Annotated in this window: 10 protein-coding genes and 1 pseudogene; 7 read left to right on the top strand and 4 right to left on the bottom strand. The window is 67.3% G+C overall.

What is annotated here, in order from left to right; all coding sequences use genetic code 11:
• Window positions 1-696 (bottom strand): annotated as a pseudogene (locus tag M7H19_RS16840) (Fe-S oxidoreductase); the annotation flags it as partial.
• 155 nt (window positions 697-851) lie between these two features.
• Here M7H19_RS16840 and M7H19_RS16835 point away from each other — a divergent pair.
• Window positions 852-1,178, top strand: coding sequence for a multidrug efflux SMR transporter (locus M7H19_RS16835; RefSeq protein ID WP_298182540.1), 327 nt, complete (start codon window positions 852-854; stop codon window positions 1,176-1,178).
• Complete coding sequence (locus M7H19_RS16830; RefSeq protein ID WP_298182538.1) at window positions 1,175-1,735, top strand: TetR family transcriptional regulator; 561 nt, start codon at window positions 1,175-1,177, stop codon at window positions 1,733-1,735. The genes M7H19_RS16835 and M7H19_RS16830 overlap by 4 nt, the downstream gene beginning before the upstream one ends.
• Here the strand turns inward: M7H19_RS16830 and M7H19_RS16825 are convergent.
• Both M7H19_RS16825 and M7H19_RS16820 read right to left on the bottom strand, forming a co-directional pair.
• A complete protein-coding gene (locus M7H19_RS16825) occupies window positions 1,722-2,528 on the bottom strand; it encodes an IclR family transcriptional regulator (RefSeq protein WP_298182536.1) in 807 nt (268 codons plus the stop codon). The genes M7H19_RS16830 and M7H19_RS16825 overlap by 14 nt on opposite strands.
• 127 nt (window positions 2,529-2,655) lie before the next feature.
• Window positions 2,656-3,204, bottom strand: a complete 549-nt coding sequence (locus M7H19_RS16820) for a YbhB/YbcL family Raf kinase inhibitor-like protein (protein ID WP_298182534.1) — start codon at window positions 3,202-3,204, stop codon at window positions 2,656-2,658.
• Between the two features lie 526 nt (window positions 3,205-3,730).
• Here M7H19_RS16820 and dnaK point away from each other — a divergent pair.
• Genes dnaK through M7H19_RS16800 form a run of 4 tightly spaced genes read left to right on the top strand, consistent with a single transcriptional unit; the run spans window position 3,731 to window position 8,066 of the window.
• The gene (gene dnaK / locus M7H19_RS16815) at window positions 3,731-5,611 is read left to right on the top strand and encodes a molecular chaperone DnaK (RefSeq protein WP_298182532.1); all 1,881 of its coding nucleotides are present in this window, start codon (window positions 3,731-3,733) and stop codon (window positions 5,609-5,611) included.
• Window positions 5,608-6,414 carry a nucleotide exchange factor GrpE gene (grpE, locus tag M7H19_RS16810; RefSeq protein WP_298182530.1) on the top strand — a complete coding sequence of 269 codons (807 nt, stop codon included), beginning with the start codon at window positions 5,608-5,610 and terminating at the stop codon, window positions 6,412-6,414. The genes dnaK and grpE overlap by 4 nt, the downstream gene beginning before the upstream one ends.
• Window positions 6,415-6,441: 27 nt before the next feature.
• On the top strand, window positions 6,442-7,614 hold the full coding sequence (gene dnaJ / locus M7H19_RS16805) for a molecular chaperone DnaJ (RefSeq protein WP_298182528.1): 1,173 nt from the start codon (window positions 6,442-6,444) through the stop codon (window positions 7,612-7,614).
• 8 nt (window positions 7,615-7,622) lie between these two features.
• Window positions 7,623-8,066 (top strand): helix-turn-helix transcriptional regulator, encoded by a 444-nt coding sequence (locus M7H19_RS16800; protein ID WP_298182526.1) that lies wholly within the window; start codon window positions 7,623-7,625, stop codon window positions 8,064-8,066.
• A gap of 55 nt (window positions 8,067-8,121) precedes the next feature.
• Here the strand turns inward: M7H19_RS16800 and M7H19_RS16795 are convergent, their stop codons facing one another.
• On the bottom strand, window positions 8,122-9,309 hold the full coding sequence (locus M7H19_RS16795; protein WP_298182524.1) for an FAD-binding oxidoreductase: 1,188 nt from the start codon (window positions 9,307-9,309) through the stop codon (window positions 8,122-8,124).
• Window positions 9,310-9,851: 542 nt separating this feature from the next.
• Here M7H19_RS16795 and clpB point away from each other — a divergent pair.
• Window positions 9,852-12,473 carry an ATP-dependent chaperone ClpB gene (gene clpB / locus M7H19_RS16790; protein WP_298182522.1) on the top strand — a complete coding sequence of 874 codons (2,622 nt, stop codon included), beginning with the start codon at window positions 9,852-9,854 and terminating at the stop codon, window positions 12,471-12,473.
• Window positions 12,474-12,491 lie beyond the last annotated feature (18 nt).

Here is a 12,491-nt window from a genome sequence, read left to right as displayed (position 1 = left end):
GATGCCCATGGTGAGGGTGCGGCCGACGACCAGCAGCCAGATCATGCCGGACAGCAGCTTGATCAGCGCCATCACCGACACGGCGGCGGTGCTGGTGGGCAGCAGGGTGGCCAGCGGCTTGGTGACGAAGCTGCTCCACAGAGCGGGGTCCTCGATGCCGCTGGAGATCTTGAACGCCTTGACCCCGAGGATGCCGAGGCCCTCGATGACCACCACGGCCTCGACGAAGTAGGCCTGCGCGAAGTTGGAGCCGGCGAACCGGGACTGGCGGTCGGCACGACGGGGGTGGTTGAGCTGGCGGATGATCGCCAGTGCGATACCGCCCAGCACGGTGCCGAGGCCCAGCAGTTCGAGCAACAGCTGCCACGGCGCCCAGTGCCCGATGATCGGCCAGGCGAAGTGTGGGACGAAGACTTCTCCGTAGGCTTCGAACAGGGCGAGCGAGCCCAACAGGAAGCCCCACATGATCAGCCAGTGCCACGGTCCGACGTGGCGGAACTTGTTCATGCGGGTGTGGGCCGCGAATTCTTTGATCAGGGTGCGCATCCGGGGCCAGAACGGTCCGTTGCGGGTGGAGTCCGGCTGGCCGAGTCGAATGATGCGGACCTGGCGGACTACGCCGGCGATGAACACGTACCAGGCGACGACGCTGACAACAACGCCGATCACGCCCATCGTGATCTGTAGTGCACCCATGTTCGGGGCCTTTCGAGGTCGGGAACTTCGCGGTGGGTTCGAGAAAGGCTAATTCTTCCGTACTGATGAGTAATCTATTGACCTTCCCCCCGTCCCACAGATGTGGTGCACGACTCTAAAAGTACTGGGACGTTCGTTCAGGTATTGTATCAGCCATGAATGCCTACGTCCTGCTGGCAGCCGCGATCGCCGCCGAGGTGACCGGCACGGTGTCGCTGAAATACACCGACGGATTCACCAAACTGCTGCCCTCGGCCGTGGTCGTCGTCAGCTACGGGACGGCCTTCTATCTGATGTCACGCATTCTGAGCCTGGGAATGCCGGTCGGCGTCCTCTACGCCATGTGGTCGGCCGCCGGGGTCGCGCTGGTGGCCGTGATCGGAGCTTTGTTCCTCGGCGAACGAATGAATCCGACCATGATCATCGGGCTCATCCTCGTTATCAGTGGAGTCATCCTGCTGGAACTGGGAGGCGAACATTGAGGCAGCGCGTCGACGGGCGTAAGGCCAGGGGGGAGAAGCGTCGCCAGGAGATCATCGAGGCCACACTGCGGGTCATCGAACGCGACGGGGTCGCGGGCGTCACCCACCGCACGGTGGCCAAGGAGGCCGGTGTCCCGACGACGTCGACCACCTACCACTTCTCGTCGCTCGACGACCTGTTGATTGCCACGCTCATCAGCTGCGCCCGCGACATGGCCACCGAGGTCTACTGGATGATCGACAGGGCGCGGTCACGCGGCAGCAGAGGGGCCGAGGAGGTCGCCAACCTGCTCGCCGAGGCGACCGGGCCGCAGCGGGGCCGCACGATGGCCGAGTACGAGCTGTACCTGCTGGCGGCGCGCCGACCCGAACTGCGCCCCGCCGCGCGACGTTGGCTCGACGTGCTGACCTCGATGGTGCGGCACGACGACGAGGTGGCGTTCCGGGTGTTCCTCGCGGGCATAGACGGGTTGCTCATCCAAGGGCTCATCGATGACGAGCCGCCCACGGCCGAGGAACTGCGGCCCGTGGTGGACTACCTGCTTAAACCGCGCTGATCCAGGGCGGGTCCAACGTGTCGTCGCCCGCGAGTACGCGGGACAGGCGAGCGGCCCCCGCGCGGACATGCCGTTCCAGCTCCGCGTACCTGGTGGCGAACTCGGTGACGGGGAGGGAGAACGCCACCGCCGCGGTCACGCGGTTGTCGGCGTCGAGCACCGGGGCCGATATGCACGCCAGCTCGGGTCGGAACTCCTCGATGTCCCTGGCCACTCCGGAACGTCTGACCTGGCTCAGCTCGCGGTTCAGATCCGAGATCCGCACCCGTGTGCGCTCGGTCAACTTCGGCATGCCCGTGCTCGTGAGGTAGTCGCGGCGTTGTTTGGGGGTCAGTGCCGCCAGCAGCACCTTGCCGAACGCGGTGGCGTGCGCGGCCTCGTGGAACCCGAAGTCGAGCGGGTGGGCGCGGGGATACCGTGGTGAATCCGCGACGGCGGCCACCACGACGTCGGTCTCGCGCAGCACCGTGTAGTACGCGGCGGCCCTGGCCTGCCTGTGCAGGGCGCCCAGTTCCTCCCGCACCATCTCGTCGACGTCGAGTTCGTCGCACAGGCACTGGTAGAGGGCGCCGAGCTTGTAGCCGAGACCGAAGCCGCGACCGTGGCCGAGCCGGACGAGATAGCCCTCGTGCACGAGTGTGTTGAGCAGGTGATAGGTCGTCGAGAGAGTGAACCCGGCTTTGCGCGCGACGGCCTTGGCGCTGACACCGTCCCCCTCGTTCGCGACGATCTCCAGGACTTGTAGGGCGCGTCTGGCCGAGCCGATCAGCCCGCGGGGCTGTGTGCTGCTCACCGACCTACCTCCAGCTGACGAGGCCGCTCGCTAGGTCGCTAAGCATACGGATTCCGCGGGCGGGACCGGGAGAGAATTTCTCGACGAGCGCCGGATGGCGCCGGTCCCGCCCGCGAATCGAGAAGTGTCAGCCCTTGTTCTCGTAGACCGTGGTGAGTGTCGCGCGGGCGAGGGTGCGCCCGAACATGTTGAACCCGAGGAACGCGGGCGTGGCTTCCTCGCCGACCTCCAGCGACTCCACGTCGAGGGCGTGCACGGCGAAGATGTAGCGGTGCGGGCCGTGTCCCGGGGGCGGGGCGGCTCCGACGTACTGTGCGTGGCCGCTGTCGCCCTTGAGGGTCTTGGCGCCTTCCGGCAGTCCGGACCCGGCCGCGTCACCCGCGCCCGTGGGCAGCTCCGTGACCGACGCGGGGATGTTGAACACGGCCCAGTGCCAGAAGCCGCTGCCGGTGGGCGCGTCGGGGTCGAAGCAGGTCACCGCGAAGCTCTTGGCGCCTTCCGGGAAGCCCTCCCACGCCAGGTGTGGGGAACGGTCCTCGCCGCCCGCGCCCATCATGCCGCTGAGCTGGGGGGTGGGCAGCGTCTCGCCTTCGGCGATGTCGTTGCTGCGCAGCGTGAACGACGGTACCGGCGGCAACGAGTCGTAGGGGTTGGGAGCTCGGCCCGCTTGAGTCATGTGCTTCCTCCAGTTCTCCACGCGTGTCGTGGCGACGAGGTTCGGATCGGCTTCAGGTCGGCTTCAGGTTATTGACTCTGGGTAAGGGGCGACCCAGGGGCAGGTTGAGGGGTTTCCCCGATGTTCGCACGGGCTTGCGACCCATAACGTGAGGCAGTGCGGGCGAGTCGCACCGAAGGTCGCACGCATGAGGAGTACCCACAAACCGTCGGCCGTCGATCCGTCGGCGCTGTCGGCGATGTCGTGACCGGTGGGCCCTGCGGCACCACCGCGCCGGGTCTGGTTTTCCCGTGATCGGGAACATCGGGCAGGGGGTTTTCGTTAGCACTGGCAGAAACCTTGAGTGAGATACGCTCAAGTCTGGATTGACGGCCGAGGCCGTGTCCGGATAAAACTTGAGTGAGAGCCACTCAAGTTTGGGTGAGGGGCGAGAACTGCCCCGCCCGACACAGGCATGAAGGCACTTGCTGGCGGGAGCCGAATCCCCGGCCAGTCACAAGGCAGGTAAGCAGGAGGGATAGACAACATGGCGCGTGCAGTCGGCATCGACCTTGGTACGACCAACTCGGTCGTCGCTGTGCTGGAGGGTGGCGAGCCGACGGTCATCGCCAACTCGGAAGGCTCCCGGACCACCCCGTCCGTCGTCGCTTTCGCCAAAAACGGTGAGGTGCTGACGGGACAGCCCGCCAAGAACCAGGCTGTCACCAACGTCGACCGCACCATCCGTTCGGTCAAGCGGCACATGGGCAGCGACTGGAAGACCGATGACATCGACGGCAAGAAGTACACGCCGCAGGAGATCAGCGCCCGTGTGCTGATGAAGCTGAAGCGTGACGCCGAGGAGTACCTCGGTGAGGAAGTCACCGACGCGGTCATCACGGTCCCGGCCTACTTCGAGGACGCGCAGCGGCAGGCCACCAAGGAGGCCGGTCAGATCGCGGGGCTGAACGTGCTCCGGATCGTCAACGAGCCCACGGCCGCCGCGCTGGCCTACGGCCTCGACAAGGGTGAGAAGGAACAGACCATCCTGGTCTTCGACCTCGGTGTCGGTACGTTCGACGTCTCGCTGCTGGAGATCGGTGAGGGCGTCGTCGAGGTGCGGGCCACCAGCGGTGACAACCACCTCGGCGGTGACGACTGGGACCAGCGCATCGTCGACTGGCTGGTGGAGAAGTTCAAGGCCTCCCACGGCATCGACCTGACCAAGGACAAGATGGCGCTCCAGCGGATCAAGGAAGCCGCTGAGAAGGCCAAGATCGAGCTGTCCAGCTCCACCACGGCGAACATCAACCTGCCCTACATCACGGTCGACGCGGACAAGAACCCGCTGTTCCTCGACGAGACGCTGACGCGTGCCGAGTTCCAGCGGATCACCTCCGACCTGTTGGAGCGCACCAAGGCTCCGTTCAACAGCGTGGTCCGCGACGCGGGTATCTCGGTCTCCGACATCGACCACGTCGTGCTGGTGGGTGGTTCCACGCGGATGCCCGCGGTGACCGACCTGGTCAAGGAGCTCACCGGGGGCAAGGAGCCCAACAAGGGCGTCAACCCGGACGAGGTCGTCTCCGTCGGCGCCGCGCTGCAGGCCGGTGTGCTCAAGGGCGAGGTGAAGGACGTCCTGCTGCTGGACGTCACGCCGCTGTCGCTGGGCATCGAGACCAAGGGCGGTGTGTTCACCAAGCTCATCGAGCGCAACACCACCATCCCGACCAAGCGGTCGGAGATCTTCTCCACGGCGGAGGACAACCAGCCGTCGGTGCAGATCCAGGTGTTCCAGGGTGAGCGTGAGATCGCGGCCCACAACAAGAAGCTCGGCATGTTCGAGCTGACCGGCATCCCGCCGGCGCCGCGTGGTGTGCCGCAGATCGAGGTCACCTTCGACATCGACGCCAACGGCATCGTGCACGTCACGGCGAAGGACCTCGGCACCAACAAGGAACAGTCGATGACCATCACCGGTGGCTCCGCGCTGCCGCAGGAGGACATCGACCGGATGATCAAGGACGCCGAGGCGCACGCGGAGGAGGACCGCAAGCGTCGCGAGGAGGCCGAGACCCGCAACCAGGCTGAGACGCTGGTCTACCAGACCGAGAAGTTCGTTAAGGACAACGACGACAAGCTGCCCGAGGAACTGAAGGGCAAGGTCAAGACCGCGATCGACGAGGCCAACGAGGCGCTGAAGGGCACCGACACCGGCAAGATCAAGGAAGCCATGGAGAAGTTGAACTCGGCTTCCCAGGAGCTGGCCACCGCCCTCTACGCCAACACGGGTGCTCAGGGCGGCGATGGTGCCGCGGGCGCTGCGGGTGCCACGGGTGCCGAGGGCGGCGCGGCGTCCGACAGCTCCTCGGCCAAGGCCGACGACGTTGTTGATGCCGAGATCGTTGACGAGGACGACAAGAAGTGACCGAGCACCAGGCTGAGCGAGACGAGAGGCAGGAGGAGCCGGTGGTCGTGCGCGATCGTCGAAAGATCGACCCCGAGACGGGCGAGCTTCGGCAGGAGCGCAACGGCGCCGCGGGCGAGTCGGAAGAGGCCCAGGAGGTGCCCGCCGCGGAAGCCTCGCAGGCGGACACCTCCGGTCCCGGGGCGACGTCCGCAGCCGAAGGCGCTGAGGCCACTGAATCCACCGAGGGCGACGGCTCCGCCGAGAACGCGGCTGCCGTGCAGGAGCTGCAGAAGCAGCTCGACGAGCGCACCGCCGATCTGCAGCGGGTGCAGGCCGAGTACGCCAACTACCGCCGGCGAGTCGACCGCGAACGTGAGGAGATGGCCGTCGGTGGCAAGGCGGCTCTGCTGAACGAGCTGCTTCCCCTGTTGGACGACCTGGAGCGCGCCGAGGCGCACGGCGACCTCACCGGCGCGTTCAAGGCCGTGGCCGACAAGTTGGTGGGGGTGCTGGAGAAGACGGGGCTCGAACCGTTCGGCAAGGAGGGGGACCCCTTCGACCCGAGCGTGCACGAGGCCGTGCAGCACAGCACCTCGCCCGACGTGGACGGGCCCACCGTCACCACGGTGTTGCGTCGCGGCTACCGGTTCGGCGAGCGTGTGCTGCGTGCCGCGCTCGTGGGGGTCACCGACCACGAGCCGGCGGCCGCGTCGGAGTCGGCCGCTGCGTCCGATGAGGGCGATACCGGCGAGGCCGGGGAGTCGGTCGATCCGCCCGGAGATGGCGGAACGTCGGTCGACGCCGATGAGAACACGCGCTGACGAGTCGAGGAGAGGAGGGGACGCCCGATGAGCGCTAGGGAATGGATCGAGAAGGATTACTACCGCGAGTTGGGCGTCTCCCCCGACGCCTCCGCCGAAGAGATCAAGAAGGCATACCGCAAACTTGCCAGGGAGAACCACCCGGACGCCAACCCGGGTAACGCCGAGGCCGAGAGGAAGTTCAAGGCCGTCTCCGAGGCCTACGTCGTGTTGTCGGACCCGGAGAAACGCAAGGAGTACGACGAGACACGCAGGCTGTTCGGCTCCGGGGGTCCTGGTGGCTTCAACTTCCCCGGGGGCGGTGGAGCCGGTGGAGCAGGCGGCTTCGACTTCAGCGACATCTTCGGTCAGACGCCGGGCGGCGGTTTCGGCGGTCTCGGGGACATGCTCGGCAATCTGTTCGGGCGCCGGGGGGGTGCGACGTCGACCGCGCGGGGGCAGCGGGGAGCCGATGTGGAGACCGACGTCCGCATCGACTTCGTCGAGGCCGTCCGGGGCGCGACGTTGCCGCTGCGCTTGTCGAGTCCCGCCACCTGCGGCACGTGCGGTGGTAACGGCGCTCGGCCGGGAACGCAGCCACGCACGTGTCCGACGTGCGCCGGTATCGGTCTGGTGAACCGCAGCCAGGGCGCATTCGCGTTCTCGGAACCGTGCCGTGACTGCCGCGGTCAGGGGACCCGGATCGACGACCCGTGTCCGGAGTGCGCCGGTGAGGGCATCAGCACGCGCACGAGGACACTCACGGTGCGTATTCCCGCTGGGGTGGACGACAACCAGCGCATCAGGTTGGCCGGACAGGGCGAGCCCGGCCGAGGCGGCGCGCCCGCGGGCGACCTGTACGTCCGGGTACATGTCAACCCGCATCCGGTGTTCGGTCGTTCCGGCAACGACCTGACCATCACGTTGCCGGTGGAGTTCTCCGAACTCGCGTTGGGCGCGACGGTCACGGTGCCGACGCTGGAGGACAAGGTGACGGTGAAGATCCCGCCCGGCACGGCGAACGGCCGGGTGCTGCGCGTGCGCGGCAAGGGCATCACCAAACGGGACGGCACGCAGGGCGATCTTCTCGTCAAACTGCAGGTTGCGGTGCCTTCTAAACTGGACGACAAGGCCGCACAGGCACTACGAAGCTATGCCGACTCGGTCGCGACACACGATCCGCGACCGGAGATCACCGCGCTGTTGCGAGACAGGGAGTGAGGCTGGCGATGTTCGGTTCGGGTCTACCTGGTGGATTGCCCCACGGAGCTGACGAGGACACGCCGGTCTTCGTGATCTCGGTGGCGGCGCAGTTGTCGGGACTGCACGCGCAGACGTTGCGGTCGTACGACAGGCAGGGGTTGGTGAGCCCGGGCCGGACACCCGGCGGTGGACGGCGCTACTCCATGCGTGACATCGCGCAGTTGCGCGAAGTGCAGCGGTTGTCGCAGGAGGAGGGCGTCAACCTCGCCGGTATCAAGCGGATCATCGAGCTAGAGAACCAGGTCGGTGAGCTGCAGCAGCGGGTGGACGAGCTGACCGAGGAACTCGCCGCGGCGTACGCGGCGGCGGAACAGGCCGCCGCCGCTGTGCACGCGTCCTACCGCAAGGAGCTCGTCCCCGTCCGCAGCCAGAACGCCCTGGTGGTGTGGCGCCCCAGCCGGCGACGTTGACGGAGTCGACTTCGCGGGAGCGGCTCGTCGCAGTGACGAGCCGCCGCGTCGGTGGCTACGCCGCCAGGAACGGGTCGTAGCTGATCTGGCTCGGGTGGACACCCACGTGTACGAGGGCGGCCACGGTCTCCTCGATCATGGCGGGAGGACCGGACACCAGGATGTCGTGTTCCTCCCAGGCTCCCCAGCGCGTCACGGCCTGGGCGAGCGTGCCCCCCTCGACGCCGGGCACGGATCCCGCGTCCTCGACCACCGGCCACACCGTCAGCCACGGATTGGCGGCGGCGAACGACCGCAGCTGGTCGAGCGCGTAGAGGTCGTCCCAATAGCGGGCGCCGTAGAAAAATGTGACTTCGGGGTTGTCCACCCACCGCCCCAAATCGTCCACAATGGCCTGTAGGGGGGCCACGCCGGTGCCGCCCGCGATCATCAGCACCGGTCGTCCCGATTCCCTGTCCACGCCGAGTCGTCCCATCGGCGCGCCGAACGTCCACACGTCACCGGGTTGCGTGTGGCCGACGATGGCCCGGGACACCCAGCCTCCGTCGATGGCGCGGACGTGGAACTCCAGCGAGCCGTCGGGTCTCGGGGCGTTGGCCGGTGACAGGTCCCGCCACAGCCGTGGCCGCTGGGGCACGGCGACGCTGAGGTACTGCCCGGCACGGTACGGGATCTTCTCGTCCGGTTCCACCCGCACCAGCGCCAGGTCCCAGCTGAGCCTGTGGTGTTCGGTGACCGTGCCGACCCAGTACGGCGGTTCGACGGCTTCGGCGTCGGCTTCCTCCGCGGCTTCCTGCATCGCCCGGGCCACGAGTGTGTACGCCTCCGCCCACGCACGCTCCACTTCGGGCGTCCACGCGGGTCCGAGGCAGTACTTGAGTGAGCCGAGCAAAGCGGTGCCCACAGCCTCGTAGTGGGCCGCTTGGAGGCCGAACTTGCGGTGGTCCCGGCCGAGTTGTCTGAGCACGGGAACCAGGTCGTCGGGCCGGTTCACCAGCCGCAGCACGCGGATCAGGGCGCGGACCACGCGCCCGTTCTCCGCCTGGAGGGTCACCGGGAAGAAGTCCCGTGCCGACGGTGCGAGTGTGAACAGCAGCTGGTAGAACTGCTGCGTGATCTCGTCGGCGTAGGGTCGGGCGAGTCGCCAACTGTTCTCGATGTGTTCCACCAAAGCGTTGACGGCCGGTGGCGTCTCCCGGGGCGGGGCGAGCAGGGGGATCGGGCTGATCCTCGTCTCCGTCATCAGCCCGCCTCACAGTGCTCACAGAGTCCGCGCTGTCCGCGCTGAACGCGCTTTGTCCGCGCTGAACGCAGGTAGCACGCACTGCCACGCAACACCTTGGCTCCCTTGTCCTGAAGTGATCGTCCTGAGTGAGTCGTCGACCGATGTATGCACGATAGATCGTGGGCGGTACGGAAGAGGTGTGGAAACGGGAAGCGACCTCGGGTTCGTTCTCGGGTGGGTGGCCTTCGGAGGTGTGTCCCGGTCGGCGGCACTCGCGCCGCGTCGCTTCGCGGCGGAGTTTCTTCGCGGAGTTCTTCGCCGGGTCGGCCCTTCGGAGCTTCCGAAAATCTTGCGTCCTCGCGGACGGCCGGACCGGTGAGGACGGCGGGCGTGACTCGGCATCCGACTCCGGGAAGGTGACCGTGACGAGTGTCACTTTACGCTGTTTGTCCTCGTAGTCGTCAGATCACCCGGCCGCGCCGAAATTGAGTGGAACACGCTCAACTTTTCTGACGTTATCCATATCGAAGAGGGTCTTCGAGTGCGGCGGAAGGTGAGGGATGGACGCTTTCAATCCGACCACGAAAACGCAGCAGGCGATCTCGTCGGCGGCGCAGGCCGCCACCATGGCGGGCAACCCGGAGATCTCGCCCGCGCATCTGCTGGGGGCGTTGCTGTCCCAGGGCGACGGGTTGGCCTCTCCTCTGCTCACCGCGGCGGGGGCCGATCCCGACGTCGTCCGCAAGGAATTGGAGCCGATCATCTCGGCTCTGCCGTCGGCCACGGGAGCCACCGTTTCATCACCGCAGTTCGACACGCACGCGGTGAAGTCGTTGACCCACGCCCAGAAGCTGGCGACGGAGATGGGCGACGAGTACGTCTCCACCGAGCACGTCCTCGTCGGACTGGCCGCCGAGGGCGGCCCGGTCTCGAACCTGCTCAAGCGGCAGGGAGCCACTCCGGAGGCGCTGCGGGAGGCGTTCACCAAGGTCCGCGGCTCGGCGCGGGTCACCACACCGGACCCCGAAGGCACGTATCAGGCCCTGGAGAAGTACGGCGTCGACCTCACCGAGCGGGCCCGGGCCGGTGAGCTGGACCCGGTGATCGGCAGGGACAGCGAGATCCGCCGGGTCGTGCAGGTGTTGTCGCGGCGTACCAAGAACAACCCCGTGCTCATCGGTGAGCCCGGTGTCGGCAAGACTGCCATCGTGGAGGGGCTCGCGCAGCGCATCGTGGCCGGTGACGTGCCCGAATCGCTGCGGGGCAAGCGTGTGGTGGCGCTCGACGTCGGGGCGATGGTGGCGGGCGCGAAGTACCGCGGTGAGTTCGAGGAGCGGCTCAAGGCCGTGCTGAAGGAGATCAAGGACTCCGACGGGCAGGTCGTCACGTTCATCGACGAGCTGCACACGATCGTCGGTGCGGGTGCGACCGGTGCCGGGGACTCCTCACTCGACGCGGGCAACATGATCAAGCCGATGCTGGCGCGCGGTGAGCTGCGCATGGTCGGTGCGACGACGCTCGACGAGTACCGCGAACACATCGAGAAGGACGCCGCACTGGAACGGCGGTTCCAGCAGGTGTTCGTCGGGGAGCCGTCGGTGGAGGACGCCGTGGGCATCCTGCGCGGGCTCAAGGAGCGGTACGAGGTGCACCACGGTGTGCGCATCACCGACGCCGCGCTGGTGGCGGCGGCGACGCTGTCCGACCGCTACATCACCGCCCGCTTCCTGCCCGACAAGGCCATCGACCTGGTGGACGAGGCCGCTTCCCGGCTGCGCATGGAGATCGACTCGCGTCCCGTCGAGATCGACGAGGTGGAGCGGGCCGTGCGCCGCATGGAGATCGAGGAAATGGCGTTGTCCAAGGAGAACGACCCGGCCTCGCGGGAGCGGTTGGAGGCGTTGCGCGCCGAGCTGGCCGAGAAGCGTGAGGAGTTGAACGCGCTCACGGCCCGGTGGCAGAACGAGAAGGGTGCCATCGAACGTGTCCGCGAGCTGAAGGAACAGCTCGAACAGCTGCGTGGCGAGGCGGACAGGGCCGAGCGGGACGCCGACCTCGGCAGGGCGGCCGAGTTGCGGTACGGCCGCATCCCCGCGCTGGAGAAGGAACTGGAGGAAGCCACCCGCGCCACCGAGACGAACGCGTCCGGCGACCGCATGTCCGACGTGATGTTGAAGGAGGAGGTCGGCGCTGACGACGTCGCGGACGTGGTGAGCGCGTGGACCGGTATCCCGGCCGGTCGGCTGCTGGAGGGCGAGACCGGCAAGCTCCTGCGCATGGAGGAGGAGCTTGCCCATCGGGTCGTTGGCCAGGACGACGCCGTGAAGGTGGTCTCCGACGCGGTGCGGCGGGCCCGCGCCGGGGTCTCCGACCCGGACCGGCCCACGGGATCGTTCCTGTTCCTCGGCCCCACGGGTGTCGGCAAGACCGAGCTGGCGAAGGCGCTGGCCGAGTTCCTGTTCGACGACGAGCGCGCGATGCTGCGCATCGACATGAGCGAGTACAGCGAGAAGCACTCGGTGGCCAGGCTCGTGGGCGCGCCACCCGGCTACGTCGGCTACGACCAGGGTGGTCAGCTCACTGAGTCGGTGCGCAGGCGGCCGTACTCGGTGGTGCTGCTGGACGAGGTGGAGAAGGCGCACCCGGATGTGTTCGACGTGCTGTTGCAGGTGCTCGACGACGGCAGGCTCACCGACGGCCAGGGCCGTACGGTGGACTTCCGCAACACGATCCTGGTGCTCACCTCCAACCTCGGCTCGCAGGTCATCGCCGATCCCACGCTGTCCGAACAGCAGCGCAAGGACTCGGTGATGGCGGTCGTGCAGCAACACTTCAAGCCGGAGTTCCTCAACCGGCTCGACGACATCGTGGTGTTCCACGCGCTCGACACCGAACACCTCGGCGCTATCGTGGACATCCAGGTCGGACGGTTGGCGAAGCGGCTGTCCCAGCGCAGGTTGACGCTCGACGTCACGCCGGCGGCTCGCGAGTGGCTGGCGATGAACGGCTACGACCCGATCTACGGTGCTCGTCCGTTGCGCAGGCTGGTGCAGTCGGCGATCGGTGACGAACTGGCCAGGAAACTGCTGGCCGGGGAGATCAAGGACGGGGACACCGTGCGGGTCGACGCCCCGGAATCCGACGCCGCCGCCAAGGTGCTGCGGGTCTTCCGAGCCGAGTGATCGAAGAATGCTTCGAAC

It is taken from the genome of Saccharomonospora sp. (assembly GCF_027317685.1).
Classification (GTDB): domain Bacteria; phylum Actinomycetota; class Actinomycetes; order Mycobacteriales; family Pseudonocardiaceae; genus Saccharomonospora.
Note: the sequence above shows the minus strand (reverse complement) of the source record. Positions and strands in the feature narration are given on the sequence as shown.